This window comes from Phyllobacterium zundukense (genome assembly GCF_002764115.1).
GTDB classification, from domain to species: Bacteria; Pseudomonadota; Alphaproteobacteria; order Rhizobiales; family Rhizobiaceae; genus Phyllobacterium; species Phyllobacterium zundukense.
The window spans coordinates 1,478,672-1,499,687 of record NZ_CP017940.1 but is presented as its reverse complement, the minus strand read 5'-3'; the positions used below and the strand labels follow the sequence as shown (position 1 = coordinate 1,499,687).

Sequence of the window (21,016 nt, the reverse complement as noted above, 5' to 3'; positions counted from 1 at the left end):
TGGTCAAACATAGGGGTGGAAGGATCTGAGGGATGTCCTGAACCTAATCTTGGGAAAGGCAGACAGTTAGTTCCTCGCATTGCGTTATAGCAAAATTCCGGTCTACGACAGCTTTCATGAAGATGTTGCTGCATTTTTCTCCATGAAGCTCAATTACAATATTCCCTACCTTCTTGAGCCACCCAATATCTTGTGCTGCGAATACTTTTTCTTCTGCTCCTTCGATGTCCACTTTAAGTATATCTACAAAATCTAATCCGTGCATCGCCATGATCTGATCAATCGTCATCGCTTTCACCGAGCCTAAACCGTTGGTGACTTCGACCTTCCGTGCCCACTCGTTTCCTAGTCCTGTAGTGTTTGCGCTAAAATCAAGCGTTCCCTGTTCTGACCAAAGCGCCGCCTGATGCAATGCTACCCGCGATCCGTAAGGAGCTAGATTTCGCGCCAGCGCTTTGCAATTGTCCGGATCCGGTTCGATCGCCACGATCGAAGCTTCAGGAAAGCGCGTCAGTAGATAGGCGGACGAGTAGCCGACATTTGCGCCCGCGTCTATAATTGTACAAACATCACGCAATTGATCGAGGCATCGGTATTCCAAATCTACGAAGATTTGATCGAATACACGGATATCGCTTGTCGCTCCACGTACATAAAGAGGGGTGGCGCAATGTTTGCTCACCAAGCGGGAGGTTGTACCTGCAGCGGCCCGTCGGGCTGAGCTACGACTGACCCAGCCCCTTACACCAAGGTTTTTTATAATCTTTCGATAGCCTGCCAGCCTTTTTGCAATAATGTCCACGTAATATCTCCACCTAATACTGTCCAGGAAGCGGAGCTTTCCTTGTTCTTATATAATGCCGAAACCCGCGCCTTTCTGATACCGTTTTGTGGCTATGGAAGATTACAAGTCATTTCAGATTGTCTCAGTGCTGCAGCGGGGCCAACACCGACTGGAAAACTTGAGCGGTGGTATAAGAGCAAGCCGCGCGGCGCAGGGCGTAATCTTGCAGATCGGCACGAAGCAATTATTATCTCATGTTCTGGACATCGCCTCACCTCTGAAGCGCCAACTATCACCGCTGGCTTCATCGCCAATAGTTCAGGTTTTCCGTAGCGGGCTGCATCTTCGCGCCAGTCTCGTGGTAGCTGGTCGCCAGATCGTAGGACAGAAACTCTATCGGATCGGTGGCATAATACGTTGCCCAGACGTTCAGCAGCCGTTCGAGACCATTGACCTGTGACTGAGACAAGGACGTGCCAAAGAGACCGGAGTCGCGTTTCCGCAACGCCGCATAGAATGCTGCGCGGTTCATGGTTCATTCCTTGTTTATGGATGCCGGTTAGCTTGACGGGGCTGAACCCTGAAATCAGCTTGGGCCCCGGTCTGCCCTGTACTGAGTAACTGGCAGATCGGACTTTGATTTTTGCGCCGGAATTCCAGGTTACCATCCGACGTTGAAATCCCAAACTGGTGTCCCTCAGTAGAGGCTTGGTCGAAACAATCGTCTGGTAGCGAGTGACGGCCAAGCCTCGTTCAGGGTCTTTGGTCATAACTCAATTTAGCAACGCAAGATTTATTGCTATCCGTCAGAAATCATTTCATATTTTTATTATGCCGCTATCGGCATAGGCTCGGCGCGAGCCCACAACAAACCAACTCCGCCGAGCCTTTCAGGAGGCCTTCGTGCGCGGTATTTTGATTTAAATTCCAGTCAAATCAGCGTAAAATAACCGGCTTGCTGGCACCCCCTGCCAGCAGGGGCTTGGTCGAAGGTATTCTTCCCCCGAACGCATTGAGGCCAAGCCTCACTTTTCCGGAACCATACTTCCGAAACGCGTTTTACTATTGCCGAGACCAGCGTTGGACAAGCCTCCAAAAAAGCAGTCTCGACAGGGGCTCAGTATCGTCAACGATCAAACCGTTTGGCAATCTGGGCCTTCACCGTCTTTTTTTGCGGACGTTTGACAGTCTTCTGCATCGTCTAGCTAGTTTAATCTAGACCCGGAACATGTGTTGGCTGCAGGCATTGGAAACAATGTCGGGAGCCCACAACTCCCCGGCAGAGGCTCGGTGTAACTTACTGGTTTGCCATGCCTTGCGCCGAGCCTCACGAGTCATGGCATCGGAACCAAATGCCGGATGTAGACGTATAAGCTTTGCTGACATTCGGTCAGCCGCGGTCTGGCGCCCTATATAATGCCCACAGACGCCGGGCCTCACTTTTGGTTGGCCAGGAGGCTCAGACGAAATTGGAAAAAGCCATGGGTATCGCCCTCGCGGTCTTTCTCGTCTTTTTGATACTTTACTTGGTGGTTCGCTTGGCGGATTGGGCGTTTGTCATAACGGGCCGGTAGCTCTGCATAACCAGTTGTTTGGCCGTATGCGCCCGGCGCCGCAGTTGATGGAATTTCTCACTAATTGAGAGTAAAATATCTTGCTGGCATCTCTCCTGCCAGCAGGGGCTTGGTCGAAGGTATTCTTCCCCCGAACGCATTGAGGCCAAGCCTCACTTTTTGGAACCAATACTCACGAAACGCGTTTTACTATTGCCGAGAGATGCGTTGGACAAGTTCCAAAAATGCTATTTCGACAGGGCTCAGCATTGATCACGTCCAAAACCGTGGCAATCTGGGCCCACTCTTTTTGTTGAGTAACTCCACCATTTGCGGTCCCGTCGAATGAGAATATAATTAAAATTGGAAATACTTTGTGGGGATACGGCGGTGGCCCAGATACTCGACAACAAGCTCGAATGCCCAAAGTGCCATACAATTTATCTAACACTTACCCAGAACGTTACCTCTACCACCCCGATCCATTGCAGCGCGTGCGGTACCTATCTAGGTACATGGCGCGAACTTGAAGCCGATTTCATCACTCAGGGCGGTGATAATGGAGTGTTCGAAATGCACGATGGGCAGATCATTCGGATAGATTGAACCACAGCGCCGCGTGGCTCAACAGGGATCAGCTCCCGCCTCATGCGCTTTCTCGGCTACCAAGGCATCGATTGCTCGCCTCACCTCGAACAGGCCCCACCCCGCCGTGAGCGCTTCTTGGTAAACATTAAACATGTCCTTGGATGGAACCTGATCCAAAAATCGCTCTCGTAATGCTTCCAAACATTCTTCTTCCCTGCCGTCATAGATGTCGCGATATCGTGGAGATGGAATACTCATGACGATGCTCCTCAAATCGATGCAACGCTAATCAGTTAAAGTGGTTCCAAGCGTAAAAGCCCCCGCGTCTCCCGGCGTCCAGCGCCAACAATGATCACGCAAAGTGACTGTGGAACCAACACCTGCTGTTGCCAGTTCTGATGACCAGAAGGGGCCAACAGAGGGAGATAACCATGAAACATATTCTGTTCGCATTTGCAGCCCTGACATTAGCAGCCTCAGGCAGCGTTTTTGCGCAAGACGCAGTCATCATTGAAGTTCCCTAGCCGGCACGGGATTATGTAATCGCTCACCCCTCGGATCCCATAGTCATTGAAGGCGACGTGGCGATTGGCACCGTCGTTCCCGACACTGTCGAGCTGGTGCCGATCCCCGACAGCCCGGATTACGCCTATGTCTATGTTGACAAGCAACCGATCATCGTGACGACGAAGGACCGCAAGGTAGTATATCTGGCGCAATGACACCGTGACAGGACTGTGCCCGCCGTCGCTGCTGCGGGCACAATCCATGGTAGCTCTAAGGGATTAATGCCGGAACATGCGCCGCTCTGCTACCGTTCGGCGATCATGGAAGACTACAAGCCGTTCAAAATCGTCTCAGTGCTGCGCAATGGCAAGGCCATAGGCATCACCTCGGCCTATGACGCTGCAGTATTCATACTGGAGAAATGGCCTGATGAGGACGGTCCCAAAGCCAGGCTGGCCCGTCAGATACTATTGAACTGTCTCGCTGGCGAATGCTCGGCCGCTGTTGCTCGCGTGGCGTTTGTTGAGGCCGCGAAGGAAGCGGGAATTTATGTCGAGACGACGCCACGGCGGTACCGACCGGGAAGCTTGAGCGTTGGTATAAGAGCAATCCCAAGCGGCGATAGGCGCGCGTTTGTCCGCCACGGCATAGCTGAGAACGTTTTGCAATGGTAGGCGGGTTATGTAGAGTCGGTGGCTATCCCTTACTTCGCAGGAGCCAACACTGTTGACCCCCAGAGCACGCGTTGAAGTTATCGATAAAGAAATAGGTCAAAGGCTCCGAGAGTTCCGCTTCGCGGCCGGCATGACCCAGCAACAGCTCGCAACCCCCATCGGCGTTTCTTCCGTGCAGATCCAAAAATACGAACGTGGGGAGAACCGTATCGCCGTTGCCACGCTCGTCCATCTCTGCAAAGCCCTGAACCTTAGTCCCATGGATTTCCTCGGCCCATATTTTGAGGCAATGGAGCCTACCGACAGCGCGGACAGCCAAACTACCGAAACGGCGAAGCACGTGGAGCACCCCTCCTCGCCTCAGCATAAGCTTAGGGAGGGTAGAGGAACGCGTCACTGGCTCAAGAAGCCTAGACGACGGTAGCCGCCCGTTTGTCCGGCATTGGATAGTCGGAACGTTTGTGATGTTCGCAAGTTTATGAAGCGTTGGAGGCCATCCCAACAGAGGCCTGGCGAGGAGCCAGCTAACCCCGTCAAATCGTCAGGCCTCATCCTTTTAGGAGAGATTATGGGAAACGAGAATGAACGAGCGCCGCGATATACCATCAGGCGAGATGGCAATTCGTGGATAGTGCATAGCAACAATGACGACCCCCAAAAGGCAGTCGAAAATTCTGAACCTGACGACGCTTCGAATACTGTTGATGATGCTGAGGCCAGTTCTGACACATTCGCTCTCAGGCACCGACCGTTTCTCCCGCCCGCCAACGGTGATGCTGACGGGCTCTGATTGGCCTAGAACTTCACCCTGAATCCCGCAGTCCCGTTGAGACTGTAGCTGTCAGCGAAGTTGGACAGGCTGGTGTTGACGGAAACCTCGCTGTAGATCGAATATTTGTCGTCATTCCAGTTATAGCTGCCGCCAGTGCCGATACCGCCCCAGGTCCGATCGTTCTCGCTGGCAAAGTTTACGCCTGATACTTCAACTTCCGTCCCGTCCAGAAACTCATAATAAAGATTGGCAATGCCGTATAGGTGCGTGCGGGTTGTCCTTCCTGAAGCACCCTCCCAGGCATTTTCATAATCTGCCGAAAGTCCGAGACGACCCTTGAGGCTCTCACCAGTCCCGAGAGAAACATCCGCGCCGAAGGGGTCGGTGAAGGCGTCAAAATCTACATTGGAATATGCGAGCTGGGCTTGCGGGGTGAGCGTCCAGTTCTGGTTCAAAGCAAGCCTTTTGCCCGTTTCCAGGCTGAAGGCGTAGCCGAAACCGTCATTCCCATTCGAGAGACTACCAAGAACGCCGGAAGACAGGTCACTTTCATACCATGTCGCCTGCGCCTGCCCGTCGAGGTAAAAGCCATTCTGGCCATACCAGGTCAGCGTAGCACCCACTCCGTAGCCGTCGGTATCGACCTCGCCATTGCCGAATAGGGAGGATACATCCGCGGATGCATTGCCATACTGCGCGGTGATGCCTCCGATGAGTTTGCCGCTCTCGCTTTCATAAAGTTGCCCATCCAGACCGCTTTGGATCTTCCATGTGTCCAAATCGTAATCAGTGGAACTCGTCGAGGTTCTTGGATCAAAGTTTCCATGGGCGCCTTCGATGCGCGCCCACAAGCCGCGTCCCTCGACGAAGGCCGGACCGCCGTCAGAAGGCTGCGGAGCCGGCTCGATTGTTCCGGGACCATCGCCCTGAGACAGCATTCCATTGCCAGCTCCCGACCAATAGCGATTCCCAACACGTTGTTGCAGTGTTGGCAGCCCGTTGAGACCGAGCAATGTCTGTGCATACGCCTCATAGACAGGAACGCCAGGTTGGTAGAGCGGCGAAGATGGCGAGGTTGGATCTGTTGGGTCGGTCGGATCTGTGGGATCTGTAGGAGCGGTCGGATCCGCAGGATCGACCAAAGCGGAACGCAGGTACCAGTTACCATCGGTTGGCGTAGCGATGCCATTCTTGTATAGCCGGTAGGCATAGGCGCCGCCAATGACGGCCTCGTCGCCCTCAAACGCATAGTCGCCATCAAGCGCAAAGCTGCCGGCGGAAGAACCGGCAACATCGATCACCCGTATCCCTTCCACTGTCGGTGCTCCGCTGCCGCCAACATTGGCCACGACAAGCGTTGTCGATCCTGACGTGTCACCGAGGACAACGAGCCTGTCGGTCGTTGAAGCGTCATCGCCGAGCGCCGTATTCAACCGCAAAGTGCCGTCGGCGCCCACATAGTTGCCGCTGACCGTCAGTGTTGTTCCCGGCGCACCTCCAACATTGACCAGTCCGGCATTGGTAAGCGCACTCACGGTCTGATCGAACCCGGCTGCATCGAGGGTTCCGCCAGTAAGGACGGAAGTCGAGGAGTTAGGGCTAAAGACGTTCGTCGCCCCAGCAGCGAGCGTTCCAGCCTCGACCGTAGTTGCACCTGAATATGTGTTCTGTGCGGTCAGGATTGTCGTGCCGCCGCCGATCTGCCTGACGTTACCGGCGCTTGATATCACGCCGTCGAAATTCGTGCTGTCGGAGCGATTGAAAGCAAGGGAGCCGTCGTTAGCAACATCTCCGACGATGGAGCCCGAAGTGCCGCCATTGCCCAGCTGCAAGGTTCCGGCGTTGATGGTGGTCCCGCCACTATAGGTATTGTTGCCGGTCAGGATCGTGGTGCCCGAACCGTTCTGCTCCACGGCACCCGAACCGGAAATGACTCCGGGCACCAAAAATGCGTCGGAGCGGTTGAAGGCGAGGAGACTGTTGTTCAACACGTCCCCTGAGATCGAACCGCTGGTTCCGCTGTCTCCGAGCTGGAGGGTGCCTGCGGAGATCACGGTTCCACCACTATAGTCGCTGTTGCCTGTCAGGGTGAGCGTCCCGGCTCCGGCTTTGGTGAGCCCGCCCGGGCCGGTTACTCCCTGTGCCAATGTCGAATCGAAGGCCTGCGTATTAATCGTGCCGCCCCCGACATTCAGGGTCACCGCGCGACCCGCCGACAAGTTGAAACTGCTGTTTAATTGCAAGGTGCCGCCATTGAAACTGACACCGCCGGTCGAAGCGCCCAGCGCATTGTCGGCGCCGACTGCAACAACGCCGCCATTGATGAAGGTTCCGCCGGAATAGGTGTTGCCGGCCGCAACCGAAGGTTCAAGCGTAAGGGTTCCAGCGCCGGTCTTTTCGACGGCACCGGTCCCGACGATCTGACCGACATAGGTGCCATTGTCGGGCTGCGCAAACCGTACAAGGCCGTTATTGGTGATGTTGGCGACATTGTTAGCGGGAAGAAGCTGCGTTGGCAGAGCCTGCGCACGTGCTTCCAGGGTGCCGGCTGGATCGATGATCACCTGGCCGGTGTAATTGGTGTTTGCCCCGGTCAGAACAAGCGTGCCGTTTTGGACAGTAGCGACGGTGACACCGGTAATCGTGCCTGTGAGCGTCCATGTTCCAAGATCGTTTTTGACCAGGCTTTCAAACCCGTTGAAATTGCCAGCCATGGACGATTGCCCGTCGCCGCTGAGGAAGATCGCATCAGTGCCGCCGCCGCCGCTGAAATTGCCGGTAACGGTCGATCCTGTATACAGGCGCAGGATATCATTGCCGTTGGCGAGATTGATACTGCCGCGAATTGTGCCTCTGTTGGTGAAGTCGAGCGCTCCGGCGCCCGATCCGCCGATGACCGTGCTGGTTGTTCCGTTGCCAGCTTCGATAATGCCGGTTTCATTGTTGATGACGGTGTTCAGACCGGACGTATTCTGCGACCAGATAGCGACAGAATTATTTGCGTCGATTGTGCCATTGTTGGTGAGCACATTGCCAGTGCCCTGGAAGTTCACTGCTTCCGCGCTGCCTTGAGTCCCCAAAGCAAGCAGCTGGCCACCCTGTTCAATGGTCAGCGTACCATTGTTGTTGACCTCAACAGCGTTCCCACCCGTATTGTAATTGCCCGTGGTGGAGGTTGCCGTAGCGCTGACGAGGCCGCCACCGGCAATGGTGATGACCGCATTATTTCGCAGGCTGATCGCATTCAAGTTGCCCACAGCAACCTGGGCTCCAGGACCAACATTCACAGTGATGTTGTCTGCAGCAGCAGTATTGCCAGCGCCGACTGTGCTGGTAAAAGGATTCGGAGCTGCCGTGTCGCAAGTGATGACACCTCCAAGGGTGACGCAATCGGCAAACGCCACCGCCGGCGCCATTAATGAGCCTCCGGTGAAGACAGCAGCAAGGATGGGCAAACGTGCGGCCGATGATGCCAAAGCGGAATGAAGTCTCTGCATGCTTATCTCCTGAGAATCTTTTTTGACTGTCTAGCGTCAATTCGTGAAATTGCCTGGTGCTCGATCGGCAACAAAGTTTAAATCTTGAGGTAAATCGGAACGATCCGAAATTGCGCAAAATGGCCTACCAGTGGTGAGGATCACGGGCCCTTGTGGTCAGCTTCAGAACTTCACCCTGAACCCCGCTGTCCCATTGAGACTGTAGCTGTCGGCAAAGTTGGACAGGCTGGTGTTGATGGAAACCTCGCTGTAGAGCGAATATTTGTCGTCATTCCAGTTATAGCTGCCGCCCGCGCCGATACCGCCCCAGGTGCGGTCATTCGCCGTGGCGAAGTTCACACCGGAGACATCGGTCTCGTTGCCGTCGAGGAACTCATAATAAAGGTTGGCGATGCCATAGAGATTGGTGCGGGTCAGCTTGCCGGCACCATCCTCCCAGGCATTCTGGTAATCGGCGGAAAGTCCAATCCTGCCCTTGAGGCTGTCGCCGCTGCCAAACGACACGTCTGCCCCGAATGGATCGGTGAAGCTGTCGATATCGACATTAGAATAGGCCAGCTGCGCCTGCGGCGTCAGCGTCCAGTTCTGATTGAGATTGAACCGTTTGCCGGTCTCAAGGCTGAAGGCATAGCCGAAGTCATTGTTGCCATCGGCAAGGCTGGTGCCAAGCGTACTTGAGGTAAGATCACTGTCATACCATGTCGCCTGCGCCTGCCCGTCGACGTAAAAGCCGTTCTGCCCATACCACGTCAAAGTGCCGCCAAGACCATAGCCATCGGTGTCGATCGAGCCATTGCCGAAGAACGAGGAAATGTCGGCGGAGGCATGGCCGTAATGGGCGGTGAGGCTACCAATGAGCTTGCCGGCATTACTTTCATAGAACTGGCCATCGATGCCGGACTCCAGCTCCCAGGTATCGATATCGTAATCGGCGCCACTGGTTGAAGTCCTTGGCTCGAACTTGCCGTGCGCGCCTTCAATGCGGGCCCAGATGCCGCGTGCATCGGTGACGATGTCACCACCTTCCGAGGGTAACGGAGCGGCTTCAACGGTTCCGGGCCCATCGCCTTGTGCGAGTGCGCCGTTGCCTGCCCCGGCCCAATAGCGATTGCCGACACGCTGCTGCAAGGTCGAGACACCGTTGAGGCTTTGCAGCACCTGCGCATAGGCCTCATAGATGGGCACGCCCGGCTGGTAGAGTGGACCGCCGGGTTTACCCGGTTCGCCAGGTTCGGTCGGCGATGTAAGGGCCGATCGCAGGTACCAGTCGCCGTCGCTCGGCGTGCTCACACCGTTCTTCTGCAAGGTGTAGCCATAAGCCCCGGCAACAACCGCCTGCTGGCCACCGATCACGTAATCGCCGAGCAGGCTGAAGGCGCCGTTGGACGCACCGCCGATATCGATGATCTTGATGCCTTCAACCGTTTGCGCGCCGGTGCCGCCGACATTGATCACCCGCACATCGGTGCTGCCGGAGGTGTCGCCGGTAACCACCAGCCGGTCAGTCGGCGAGGCATCGCCGCCAAGCTCGGTTTCGATCTCAAGCAGGCCGCCATTGCCGACATAGTTGCCCGCAACCGTCAACGTACCTATGGAATTGCCGGGAGCAACCTTACCTGTATTGGTCACATCGCCAAAGATCGTGCCAATGCCGCCGAGGGTACCGGCAGTCGCCACGGAGACCGGAGTGGTGATTGAACCGTTTATGGCCAAGGTGCCGGCAACAATAGACGTCAGGCCACTATAGGTATAGTCGCCATTCAGGATGGTCCTGCCACTGCCGGACTGGACTACATTGCCGGTTCCGGTGATGACATTGTCGAAGGTGACCACGTCGGATCGGTTGAATTCCAGCGTTCCGCCGTTCAAAGCCAAACTGCCGAGGACACTGCCGCTGGTGCCGCCATTGCCGATAGCGAGCGTTCCAGCCTGAATGTCCCAGTTCGTCGTAGCCGTGCCGGTGCCGGTCAGCGCCCAGGTGCCGTTGCCGGTTTTTTGAAAAGTGTCGAAGTTCTGGTATTGCGGGCCGATCGTCGACACGTCAAAGCTGTCGGTGCCCGTTCCACCCAGCCGCAAGATATCGTTTGTAACAGTCGAATTGCCGACGACATTGCCGTCGATGACCGAACCTGCTTGCAGTTCCAATGTGATGCCATTCGCGCCGCCTTGCGTAAGCAAAATGGCATTGGCCTGACCGGCCCCAGCGCGAATGGTTCCGCTATTGATGACATTGAGGCTGGCGGTTGAATTGGTCACGATGGCCGACGCACCGGTGCCGCCCTCGATTGTCCCGGTATTGATGATGGTGCCACGGCGGACGAAAATGCCGTTGCCATTCGCCAGAGCTCCGTTCCCGCCACGGATCGTTCCATTGTTGACCAATGAAGGCACACCCCCAGGTCCGCCAAGCTCAAGGCCCAGGCCGCCTGACCCACCGAGGCTGTTTCCGCCCTGAATCACGCCATCGTTGGTTACCGAGGCGCCCTGCGTTATTCGAATACCACTTCCACCGCTTCCGAGATCCGCGTTGCCACCCTTAAAAGTGCCAACGAGGGTATAAACGCGGCCGACTCCGCTACCCAGCAACGCTATACCGGTACCAGCGGCTGCGCCGGAACCATCTGCACCGGAAAGTGTAAAGCCCTGAGTGTCAATTGTGATGGGTTTGGTGGGTACGACCAAGCTTGATGCGCCTGCGAATACGATGTTGCCGGTAAGCTGGATCGTTGCATTCGGATCGGGATCGGCGTTTGCAGCCGTAATAGCGCCGTCTAGCTCCGCACGGCTGCTGGCTGTATACGTCCCGGCCATGACTTCCGTGGACAGCATGCAAGCGATGACGAGCGCAGCACAACTCACGCCCGCGAGAAAATGCCTGTTTCTGACCTGTTTGGCAGTATAAAACTTGTCGTCCATGCTATTCCCCAAGATACCCTGATAGCGAATGTCGCTAGTTGTCCAATCAATGGCGGGATTCGATTAACAGGCAAGTGACGCCATGAGATTAATTGAACTGGTTGTCCTAATCACAACCATTAGTTGCATGTCAGCAACACGGGCATTGAGGCTTGGCTTCTTCTCGGTCCAACATGTCTGGGTCAAGCCTCACCGGTGAAATAACTTTGCGAGCCATTCAAAATAGCTTGCCAGGCTGACACCGAGCGCCGTTCCACCAATGCCGACGACACCTAGGGCACCGATGCCCATAGCCTTCCACTTCTTGACGTCATCCGTTACGGTTTTGCTGTCTTTCACCTGCTCTGTGATCGTAGCGATATCGGTTTTGATGTCACCCACCTCCGAGATGATGTCATCCATACGGCGGTGCACAACTGCTCGCTTTTCGTCGGCCTCGCGGTTCTCAAGTGCAGCTCTGCGCTCGGATGCTTCCATATCCCGGCGCAAGCCCTGCACCTCAGCAGTCAGGGCACCGATGGATTTGTAAATATCGTTCAAGCTGAGATCCATCATTTCGCCTTTCCTGCCCGTTCGTCATGGAATAGCGCACATCGGTCTATCTGCGCGTCGATCGCATCTGCACTCGACTCCCACCGTAGCTGCGTGCCGCGGTCGCTTTCGCGATTTCTCCGAAAACATCACTGACAAGCAATTTCGATACCAAAATAGCGCTACCTTCGAGTTTGGGTCGCTGCAGCGATGATCTCAGCCTCACTCGGCTCTTGTTCCGAAAGCTTGCCGTACTCATCGATGAAGCTATCCAGACCAGGCAAGCTGCCATCTTCTGTGAAGGTGTTGACCAACGCGTCGGACAGGGCTTCGCGGGTGATAATCTCCTGCCCGGACGATGAGCCGATCAGAGCGCGAGCAGCATCCGACTTGGTCTTGAAGATATCGGCTCGCTCCTTCTCGGACATTTGCTCAAGCGGCGCCCATTCGTAATAGATCGCTTCGTCTCGCGTTCCTGTCGCCGAGCGGATGATACACTCGTCCAGTCGAGCCATTGCCGGAGTAAGTTCGAGCTCTTGAATGGACTGGACGCGATCGTGGTAGTTCTTCATATCGCTTGTGCCGGTCGCGTTCATCCCGGCCGGAGACTGGCCGAGGAGACGCGTGACGGGGATGTCAGCGGCACCTGAAACGATCTGCATGAAGGCCATGAGAATGTCAGTTAAACCAGCGAGTTGTGCGCTTTTGCTCTCATATTCCTCCTCGGCATCAAGCAGCAGTGTGCCGTTGATACCCTTGATCGTGTTGGCCAGCGTGTAGCGGCTGAGAATGGCATCCTCATAGACCTTGTTGCCGATGTTCTCCGTGAAGCCCGGTATCTTGATGATGTCGATCTTGGCTTCGAATATCAGGCTGGCGATATTGCCGGCAGTACTGTCGGCATTCTTGATCGCGTCTAGCGTGGCAGTCAGGATGCTTTCGCCCCAGCCTTGTGTTGCACCGCTGATGTCGTCGTCCGGCGTCATTGCTCCATTGAACAGCACCAGGCGCGAGGGATGAATTGTGAGCTGCTTTCCGTTCAAGCCGGTGAGGTAGTATTTCTCGGGCCGGTTGAACCATTCGGATTCGGGATCGCGGTCGATCGTACCAGCCTTGAGCTGACGCCGTGTGAGCACGGTCAGGTGCTTGATGCCGCCCTGTTCGATGTGGTCAACATCGAGAGACTGCGAGGGATCACTGTCTCCGGTTCCAATGTAAACGGCAGCGCCGCCAAACAACCGGCCCTTCTTCGATGCCTCAAGCACCTTGCCCTTGACGTTCAGGCGCTTCTCTTCCTTCTCGATCAGCTCAATGACCTTGTCGTCGGCCTGCCAGTCGCGCCATTTGCGGCAACTGTCGAGGGCCGGAATGTCAATGATCTTCCGCGGCAACCACGATCCACGATAAGCCGCAACAATCTGCTCGTCGGTCAGGATCGGCTGCGTATAGAAAACAGTCGCTGCCTTGTCGCGCTCAGTCCCCAGTCGGGAAACAAAGCTCATCAGGCTATCGCGAGCCATTGCAATGACGTTTCCCATGACTGTCCTAACTGATGTGCGCCAGAGTAAACGAGTGCGTTGTTCGAGGCCCGTTTGCCATGACGAAAGCGTCGGCAAGGTTCGGAGACGGGATTTCCCGCTTGTCCAGATCCTTCTTGCTCTCAACCTTTGATTTGCCGCTGTTGTCGTAGTCCTTGCGCGGCGTTGAAAGCTCATCGATGAGCTGGTCGAGATGATCACACTCACTGGATATCGCGATCAGTTCGTCAGGCGCGAACTGCTCTCCTCGTTCCACCGCATTGAAGGTATTGCGGAACCGCCTCGAAACTTCCCACCACGACTGCGCTTTGATGTTCGAATAGAAATCCTTGTTCAGCGGAGACCTCGGATCCTTGGGATCAATGCGCCGCTCCGGATTGAGAACAGCACCGCCGGCATTGAACCGGAAATATTGGATCTTGGTCTTGTGCTCGATATTGAGCGCCTGAAAATGCGCGCCGGCGAATGCACCAACACCGATGCTGTCGTAATCGATCGATGCGCCGAGCAGCCGGGCGATGGCATGCACCCTGCCCGCTGATTTCAGCAGCTCATCCTCTCGGGCTTTCCATTCATCAACGTGGGTAGTGAGGAAGCCGTGCGTTGCCACGGTGGCGCATTTGTCATTGCCGCTGTCAGCAACGTCGAACCCGATACGTTTCGCGCCCGTGGGCTCGATACCAAGCTTCTTGTGTGCATCGACCGATGCGAGGATCCATGACCGCTTAATGACAACTGCATCATCGTCCGTCAGCGGCTCGCCAAGGTAGATGTGTCGGAACTCTTCCTCATCCTCATGCCGCTTTGCCTCGATGACCTTGAGGATCGTGGCAGACAGAAACGGGTTGTCGACGTAATTGATCTGCTTCTTGATTGTATCGGGGGGCGTGTTCGAAATGAACCGGCGATAGACAAAATCAGTCACCAGCCTGGGGTTGAAAATTATCCAGAACTGCGAGCCTTCCTTGCGCAGCGTCGGCTCAAGGATGTTCCACTGCTCTTCCGTGAGGTTATGTGCCTCCTCGATCCAGCAGATGTCGATGCCTTCGAGTGACTTGATTTCATCAATGTGCCGCCAAAGGCCGTAGAACATGAACTCCGAGCCGGTCAGCTTGTGCTTGATCGAGTTCTCGGTAATGACAAACTGATTGCTGAGCCCAAACCGTCCGATCTGGATTTTCAGCAGCGTGTAAACGGATTCTGCGATCCTGTTCTGAAACTGACGAGCGCAGAGAACGCGGATTCGGCATTGTGTCGCCAGAAAGATTGCAAACCCGGCGGCATCCCACGATTTGGAACTCGAACGGCCGCCATAAAGAACACGGTTACGAGCCGGCGTCAGCCAGAAATCACGAAGAACTGGGTTTAATGTTGCCGTAGAAGTCTGCAAGGGTACGCACCTCTACCGGGCCACCGTCTGCGCCAACCAGTGCGCGCCGGTTCGTGAAAGCGTCTCCGACTTCCTTGGCCGCCTGCTCCAAAAGATTGGCGGCAAGCACCATGTTGCCCTGTGTCTCAGCCTTTTCAGCCATTCGTTGCAAAGTGCGAAGCCGTACTGCCCGATGCGAAATAGCGATCGTCGCTGTAATTCCAGAAACGCTTTCCGAGTTGCATCGAACAGTTCGCGGTACCGCTTCGATAGCTTCTTGCCCGCTACCTTGTTGGGATCGTATCCCTCAACAGCCTGGGCAGTGATATCGACACCAAAGTCGGCCTTGATGGATTTCACGACAACTGAGGGTGGATCGAAGCACGCGAGGCTTTGAACGACGCGGGTTTTCACATCGTCCGAGTATTTTTTTTGAGCCATGAAACTATCAAAGTCCCATCAAAGCTTTAAGCAGCACGCAACTGGCATGTCCCGCATGCATGGGCGATACCGACATTGGCGATCTCCGGTCCTGCATTGGCAGCATCGACAAGTGCGCGGACATGGGAAGCGTCTGCCCCATAACGACGGACAACGCCGACGAACTCTTCGATGTCGTGTCCTCTTAGCGCGAACACTGGCAGGCCTGTCGATTTCCGGAACTTCGGAGCACCGAATGGATCGCGATCTTGGGCGGCGTGGTACATCTCGTGTTCAATCAGCGCGCAGAACTCGGCGTCGGAACATTCGGCGCAATAGACGGCGTCGAACGTCATGACGAAATCGAGTACATGGCCGAACCATTGCGTGATCTGCATCTCGGCCCGAGCCTTACCCCACTTCCCCATCATACCGCTTGGGCTGCCCTCTTCACACTGACCGATGATCTGGCGACCTTTCCGGCTGTTGCCGACATTGGTCCAGAGCGCGCCGATCGATGCGAAGTTGAGATGATGGTGGTCCGGGTTGTAGAGCTTGGCGTCATCCGCAATGAAAGTCTGCCTAGCCCATTCGACCAATTCGGGTGCCGGCTCGAATACTGGGTTTACCAGCTCGTCAAGCACGGAAGCTGGTGGCATTGGGCGAGACATGATCATTGACAGGGTCCTGCCTTGATTCCAAGTCTGAATCACTTGATGCTCAGCCTCAGCGGCCCGCTGCTTTGCTCACCTTAGCTTGGGGCAGTTGGCAATTCTAGAAAGCTGGCAAATAAATGATGCTGCTCAAGGTCGATCTGCTTAAACTCTCCCGTGACACCAGGGCATTTACTCTCGTCGGCGGTTTTATGGGTTTCTTTGCGCTCCTTGAAGAAGGCATTGGAACCGCCCTGGGTGAGGTATTGGGTGTCAAGGGAGCTCGCCGTATCATTATCACGAGAAACATGAGCTTCTATGATAAGATCAAGACCCTGCGGTCATTGGTGAACTTCTACGTTGTTGAAAAAGAACTCGCAGACAGGTTCGACGAACTCGCACAGCAATCCATGAAATACGGCGAAATGCGCAACATCATTGCACACTCTCCCTTTCGAGGTAGTCATGCCTCGGATGGTGTTGAGTTTTTCCCGATAACTGCATCCAGCAAACTGAAAATGCCCGATATGGATTGGTCAATCGATGACTTTTTGGATCACATCGAGAAGATCAACAAAATCGACAACGAACTTAGATCAATCGAGAAGCGCATGCCGTTTCAACGTATCGCTGAAGCACTTTTGGCTGGAAATGATGCGAGTTCTAAATCACAAATGGAATCGCCTCTTAGCGGCCTATTCGGTCTCGGTGCCAGCTTTTTGAATGAACAGAAACCTTGAGGTAATCGAAGGTGCGGGCCTTCTTAGAACGTGGCAGGATCCGCGTTACCGGAACCCGAGGGTGCAAATGCCTTCTTGGGCCATGCATCGTTCCCGCGCGGGGCTGGTTCATAGCAACCAGGGAGCGACGGCTCTTCTTTTCTAGAACAATTTCGGGGAACGCTTTCCACGCTCACGCATCTAACGGTCGTCAATAAAAACTATGCCTGCCATTCGGCAGGGCAAGGAGGATATCATGTATGCGCGAACAAAGGCGGTACAGGGTGTTTCGATTTCTCTCACAAGACGAAACATGGTTGCAGGGTTGGCGCTGATCGTCGGCTCGGCGGCCGCATTGGTAGCTGCGGACAATGCGGAGGCTCAGACCAAGCAGTCCGTGACTGAGAAAAGTCTGTACGAACGGCTAGGTGGCGTCTTTGCCATTGCGGCGGTTGTTGACCACTTCAGCGACGCGGTCGTGAAGAACCCCATCGTCGGTCAGAAATCCAAGAATCCGCAGTTGCGGGAATGGCACACCAAAGACTTGGAACGGCTGCCCGGGCTTAAATTCATGCGTACGCTATGGGTCTGCGACATTTCGGGTGGACCGTTCAAGTTCTCGGCCACCAAGCCCGGCACGACGCCGCTCGGCCTTGAGGATGCGCATCGGGACCTCCGGATCTCCCCCTCAGAATTCGATGAGGTCGCAGCGGAACTCGGAAGGACCTTGGACTTCTTCAAGATACCGAAGCGCGAGAAGGCCGAAGTCCTGGCAGCCTTCGCCGCTCACAAGAACGAGGTCACCGCCGGCTATAAGCGCGGCTGAAGCCTCTTGGTTTGCAAGCGAGCACGATCCGGCATTGCTCCGTTGTAATTCGGAGCTTTGCCGCAGGCACATATTGTTGGCTCTAAATAGTTGTGGCAGGTCGGATTCGAACCGACGATCTTCGAGTTATGAGCCAGCCGAGATAACCGCTTCTCCACTCCGCACGATTGGTTACTGTGCCGTGCTGCTAGGCGGTTTCGCTTGAGTGTCTCCGCCAGTTCCGCTCTGTGGTGTTGGACTTGTAGCAGGGGCATTCGTCGTTGGCTGGTCCCCAGATGGCGTCGCCTGATCCGAGGGATTGTTCTGACCGGCGGTGGGGCTCTCCTGCCCCGATATGGTAGCATTATTGTCGGTGCTCTCGCCGAACATTTCGGCAGCACCCCATGCTATGGCCGCGAGAATTAGGCCACCAATAAGCACCTTTAGAATCGGTCGCCCAAGTGGACCCTGCCGCGCCTCCGCAGCTGTCTCTCGCACCGGTGTCTGTGAATCTTGCTTTTCCATAATGTTCTTCCTTTTCTCAAGAGGTTGAACAGCACAGACGACAGATGGTTCCCGCGAATGAATGGGCATCCGGCGATTGGTGGTGGCGGTCCCGCTTGACATCGTTACTCCGGCGCACTGCCCAATTGGTTGCGGAGACAGGATTCGAACCTGCGACCTCTTGGTTATGAGCCAAGCGAGCTACCAGACTGCTCCACTCCGACAAACTGAATTTTGGATGAGTTTTCCGTGGCGGAAAAATTTTTTCCTTGAATCATCGGGAAACCTTGACGGGGCGCAGTTTAATAACCAAATTTTTTGCCGTCGGTCGCATGGTTGGGCCGGCAGTCAGGGAGCGCCAAGCTTCTTGGCGCCTCATTTCTATGTTGCTCAAGGAGGACTTAGCTATGAGAAGCAACGTCGATTTTTCCCCCTTCTACCGGTCGAGCGTCGGTTTCGACCGCATATTCAACCTGCTCGAAAACTCCGCTCAGCCCCAGGGTTCGGACAAATGGCCGCCCTATGACATCGTCAAAGTGGGCGAAGACAAATATCGCATCATCATCGCGGTGGCAGGTTTTGCACAAGATGACCTGTCCATCACGCATGAACCGAACATGCTTGTGGTCAAAGGCGACAAGTCCGGCGAAGAGGAGTTCCAGTACCTTCATCACGGATTGGCGCTCCGGCCGTTCGTTCACCGGTTCGAACTTGCCGATCACGTAACCGTTGTTGATGCGCGTCTCGACAATGGATTACTCGTCATCGAACTCAAGAAAGAGATTCCTGAGGAGATGAAGCCGCGCCGGATTGCAATCAGCGGTATTGGCAAAACGATAGCTGGTGAAAGCTCCAGGCAGGTTAAAGACAGCCACGCGGCGTGATCTTTGAGCTCGTCGAGAGAGTTGCAAACATGCAAGCTATCACGTCAAAACCAACAGGGAAACGGACCGCCCCACCGGAGCTGCTGCAAAAGGTAAAGGCGCAGGCGCCAAATACCTCACTGCCTCCGCAGTCAATCGCTGAGATACTAAGAAAGGCAAAGGGAGGGTGTATGAAGCATCGGTTTCGATCAGTGAAGGACTAACACATACCTGACGAAAACGTCCTGGGGCGGGCCTCAGTACCGGCCCGCTCCTATGAGCCCAACCAGACGTTCCGCCTGTCCACTCCGCAATAGAAATCCATTTGCCGCGAGCTGTTGCTCGGGCTGGATTTGACCGGCGAGTTATCCACTGAAATCAGGTCCGCACTGAACATCAATTCATCCACTTGCGCGCTTGCTCAACCGTCCCCGCGCCCTGACCGCCACAATTTACAGCCCAGCAAAAACAGGGCACAGTAGCCTTGCGATATGGAGCGCGGCCCTTGATCCGGCCGTCGGCGTCGTCGCAGGGAGGGTGCTATGCCAACGATTATTGGCCATCACAACATCACAAAGGGCGCGAACCACTGGCTCACCTCACCGAAGCGCAAGGAGCTTTTCGGTCCGCTCGGGGTGACCAACATCCGAACGTTTGTTGATCCCCAAGATCCGACTCGCGTGGCGGTGATGATGGACGTTCCGGATATTGATGCCTTGCAGGCGGCGATGCAGAGCAAGGCGGCCGCCGATGCGATGGCCTTCGACGGAGTGGTGCCGGAGTCTCTGGTGATCCTCGTCGAATCGAAGGGGTAATCGCTCCGCTGATATAGGCTCCTGCGAGGTGCCTGTTCAAACTTCGCTGACCGCGGAACTGCGGCGGTCCGCGGGCATCCGCCATGATTATCCGATAGGAATTGGCACATGGCCGAACCATCCGATGATCTGCTCTTCCGCCCGTGCCTTGCCCCCCTAGGATGATCTTTTAAGCTTCGCTACGGCTATTTCTCCCAGCTGACTGCTGGCCTGGCGTGGAGAGCAGTCTCTGCCTGTTGCTTGAGCGAATCCATCGACGATTTTCGCCTAAAGCGCGAAGACCACTTCTCCGCCGAACTGAATTCTGACAGATCACGGCGGAACGAACTGAGAACTCAACCGTTGAGGTCGCGGCAGTAAGCCACGGAGGAAAATGCTATGGGTATCGAGCAAGCCCCTACAGAAAGAGGTAGGAAAGCCGCGCGGGGCTTGAGAAAGAGCGCCGCAAAAGAGGAAAAGAAGGTGGAAGCCCAGAAAGGGTCAGACCTAGCAAAGGGTGCGGAGCGTTTTGAGGAACGTTCGAAAAGCTCCGACGGGAAGAGCGCGGGAACAAAGCAGCGTCTCTAAATAGGGTCGGCCTTGTTTCGTCACCGGATCTGTCCGGGACATTCGGGATCGGGATCGTGCCATGACGACTATTCTGGCTGATCTTGCTTCAATCGATTTTGCTATTTATGCATTAGCGGTCATTGTCGTCATCGTGATCGTTTGGCTATTTTTTATAGTGCGGCACCGGATGCGATGACAGCGCATTATCGAACGAAGACACACCACTCTCAGGTCGAGCCTGACGGGACTGTTCATCTCAATTGAGCCAATGATCTGTTGTTGGTTATGAGCCAGCCAAAGATGACCACTTCTCCACTCCGCAAACTGAATTGGTGCAAAAGTTTCCATCGCGGGAAGCCGTGAAGCTCTTCCCATGCGCTCGGCGAGTGTTCCCTGTCCCTAGGTCCGCCAGTCAGCCGCAAATCACCTGTTGCGCGTATATACTGATTTGCGTGGTATGTGAAAGGATTATTTTCACTGATATGGGGATATTTGCCTAGCAGCAACGGCACACACATCATCGCCGATTTTGTTCCATTACCAAAGAAAAATATTACCGCCCTGTTGGCCTTTCGAGCTGGGAACTTTGAGTTCCGAGAGGGGTTAATATTGATCGACAGTTAGGAGTTACCATGAAACGTTTTATCATAGCACTGGGCGCGCTTTCGATCATGTCGATTGCTTATGCTCAGGACACGACCAAGCCGGCGACCGAAGCAGAAACGCCCGCCGTTGCCACCCCTGACACTACAAATCCCGCTGCGCCTGTCCCTGGTGAAAATAGCTTCACTGAGGCACAGGCTAAGGGACGCATGGAGGAAAAAGGATATTCGGATGTCACTGCGCTTGCAAAGGGAGAAGACGGTATTTGGACAGCTTCTGCCATGAAATCGGGCAAGGCGTATGAAGTCAAATTAGACTTCCAAGGCAACATTACCGAGGCGGCCAAATAAGTCTCA

The 21,016-nt window shown here is 55.1% G+C and carries 19 protein-coding genes, 1 tRNA gene and 1 pseudogene; 9 read left to right on the top strand and 12 right to left on the bottom strand.

What is annotated here, in order from left to right; all coding sequences use genetic code 11:
* Window positions 1–43 precede the first annotated feature (43 nt).
* The 3 genes from BLM14_RS07435 to BLM14_RS07420 form a co-directional block, all read right to left on the bottom strand.
* Entirely contained in the window at window positions 44–802 is a 759-nt protein-coding gene (locus tag BLM14_RS07435) for an FkbM family methyltransferase (RefSeq protein WP_157929493.1), read from the bottom strand.
* 286 nt (window positions 803–1,088) lie between these two features.
* A complete protein-coding gene (locus tag BLM14_RS07430) occupies window positions 1,089–1,316 on the bottom strand; it encodes a hypothetical protein (RefSeq protein WP_099998788.1) in 228 nt (75 codons plus the stop codon).
* Window positions 1,317–2,961: 1,645 nt separating this feature from the next.
* On the bottom strand, window positions 2,962–3,183 hold the full coding sequence (locus BLM14_RS07420; protein WP_099998787.1) for a hypothetical protein: 222 nt from the start codon (window positions 3,181–3,183) through the stop codon (window positions 2,962–2,964).
* 323 nt (window positions 3,184–3,506) lie between these two features.
* Here BLM14_RS07420 and BLM14_RS07415 point away from each other — a divergent pair, with 323 nt between their 5' ends.
* The 3 genes from BLM14_RS07415 (at window position 3,507) to BLM14_RS32640 (ending at window position 4,530) form a co-directional block, all read left to right on the top strand.
* Entirely contained in the window at window positions 3,507–3,647 is a 141-nt protein-coding gene (locus tag BLM14_RS07415) for a DUF1236 domain-containing protein (protein WP_237143490.1), read from the top strand.
* A gap of 66 nt (window positions 3,648–3,713) precedes the next feature.
* Window positions 3,714–4,106, top strand: a complete 393-nt coding sequence (locus BLM14_RS07410) for a DUF982 domain-containing protein (protein ID WP_099998785.1) — start codon at window positions 3,714–3,716, stop codon at window positions 4,104–4,106.
* Window positions 4,107–4,236: 130 nt separating this feature from the next.
* Window positions 4,237–4,530 (top strand): helix-turn-helix domain-containing protein, encoded by a 294-nt coding sequence (locus tag BLM14_RS32640; RefSeq protein WP_418314225.1) that lies wholly within the window; start codon window positions 4,237–4,239, stop codon window positions 4,528–4,530.
* A 371-nt stretch (window positions 4,531–4,901) separates the two neighbouring features.
* Here BLM14_RS32640 and BLM14_RS07395 read toward each other — a convergent pair whose 3' ends face one another.
* The 8 genes and pseudogenes from BLM14_RS07395 to BLM14_RS07365 form a co-directional block, all read right to left on the bottom strand.
* A complete protein-coding gene (locus BLM14_RS07395) occupies window positions 4,902–8,375 on the bottom strand; it encodes an autotransporter outer membrane beta-barrel domain-containing protein (protein ID WP_099998782.1) in 3,474 nt (1,157 codons plus the stop codon).
* Between the two features lie 162 nt (window positions 8,376–8,537).
* Window positions 8,538–11,291, bottom strand: coding sequence for an autotransporter family protein (locus BLM14_RS07390; protein WP_099998781.1), 2,754 nt, complete (start codon window positions 11,289–11,291; stop codon window positions 8,538–8,540).
* A 189-nt stretch (window positions 11,292–11,480) separates the two neighbouring features.
* Window positions 11,481–11,846, bottom strand: coding sequence for a DUF1515 family protein (locus BLM14_RS07385; RefSeq protein ID WP_099998780.1), 366 nt, complete (start codon window positions 11,844–11,846; stop codon window positions 11,481–11,483).
* Between the two features lie 158 nt (window positions 11,847–12,004).
* Window positions 12,005–13,360: a DUF1073 domain-containing protein gene (locus BLM14_RS07380; RefSeq protein ID WP_099998779.1), complete on the bottom strand. Its 1,356-nt coding sequence runs from the start codon at window positions 13,358–13,360 to the stop codon at window positions 12,005–12,007.
* 7 nt (window positions 13,361–13,367) lie between these two features.
* On the bottom strand, window positions 13,368–14,750 hold the full coding sequence (locus tag BLM14_RS07375) for a PBSX family phage terminase large subunit (RefSeq protein WP_237143489.1): 1,383 nt from the start codon (window positions 14,748–14,750) through the stop codon (window positions 13,368–13,370).
* Window positions 14,710–14,892, bottom strand: a complete 183-nt coding sequence (locus BLM14_RS31725) for a hypothetical protein (RefSeq protein ID WP_237143578.1) — start codon at window positions 14,890–14,892, stop codon at window positions 14,710–14,712. The genes BLM14_RS07375 and BLM14_RS31725 overlap by 41 nt, the downstream gene beginning before the upstream one ends.
* Window positions 14,893–15,008: 116 nt before the next feature.
* Window positions 15,009–15,170: pseudogene (locus BLM14_RS32350) on the bottom strand (DUF2280 domain-containing protein); the annotation flags it as partial.
* A gap of 26 nt (window positions 15,171–15,196) precedes the next feature.
* The gene (locus BLM14_RS07365; protein WP_237143488.1) at window positions 15,197–15,826 is read right to left on the bottom strand and encodes a putative metallopeptidase; all 630 of its coding nucleotides are present in this window, start codon (window positions 15,824–15,826) and stop codon (window positions 15,197–15,199) included.
* 116 nt (window positions 15,827–15,942) lie between these two features.
* Between BLM14_RS07365 and BLM14_RS07360 the strand changes: the two genes are divergently transcribed.
* Window positions 15,943–16,542, top strand: a complete 600-nt coding sequence (locus BLM14_RS07360) for a hypothetical protein (RefSeq protein WP_099998777.1) — start codon at window positions 15,943–15,945, stop codon at window positions 16,540–16,542.
* A gap of 235 nt (window positions 16,543–16,777) precedes the next feature.
* Complete coding sequence (locus BLM14_RS07355; protein ID WP_237143487.1) at window positions 16,778–17,347, top strand: group I truncated hemoglobin; 570 nt, start codon at window positions 16,778–16,780, stop codon at window positions 17,345–17,347.
* A gap of 630 nt (window positions 17,348–17,977) precedes the next feature.
* Here the strand turns inward: BLM14_RS07355 and BLM14_RS07340 are convergent.
* A tRNA-Met gene (locus BLM14_RS07340) sits at window positions 17,978–18,055 on the bottom strand.
* A gap of 182 nt (window positions 18,056–18,237) precedes the next feature.
* Here BLM14_RS07340 and BLM14_RS07335 point away from each other — a divergent pair.
* The 4 genes from BLM14_RS07335 to BLM14_RS07320 all read left to right on the top strand — a co-directional run bounded on the left by BLM14_RS07335 (window position 18,238) and on the right by BLM14_RS07320 (window position 21,010).
* Complete coding sequence (locus tag BLM14_RS07335) at window positions 18,238–18,714, top strand: Hsp20 family protein (protein ID WP_099998775.1); 477 nt, start codon at window positions 18,238–18,240, stop codon at window positions 18,712–18,714.
* A gap of 521 nt (window positions 18,715–19,235) precedes the next feature.
* Window positions 19,236–19,508 carry a hypothetical protein gene (locus tag BLM14_RS07330; RefSeq protein ID WP_099998774.1) on the top strand — a complete coding sequence of 91 codons (273 nt, stop codon included), beginning with the start codon at window positions 19,236–19,238 and terminating at the stop codon, window positions 19,506–19,508.
* A gap of 378 nt (window positions 19,509–19,886) precedes the next feature.
* Complete coding sequence (locus BLM14_RS31715) at window positions 19,887–20,075, top strand: hypothetical protein (RefSeq protein WP_099998773.1); 189 nt, start codon at window positions 19,887–19,889, stop codon at window positions 20,073–20,075.
* A gap of 614 nt (window positions 20,076–20,689) precedes the next feature.
* Complete coding sequence (locus BLM14_RS07320; protein ID WP_099998772.1) at window positions 20,690–21,010, top strand: hypothetical protein; 321 nt, start codon at window positions 20,690–20,692, stop codon at window positions 21,008–21,010.
* Window positions 21,011–21,016 lie beyond the last annotated feature (6 nt).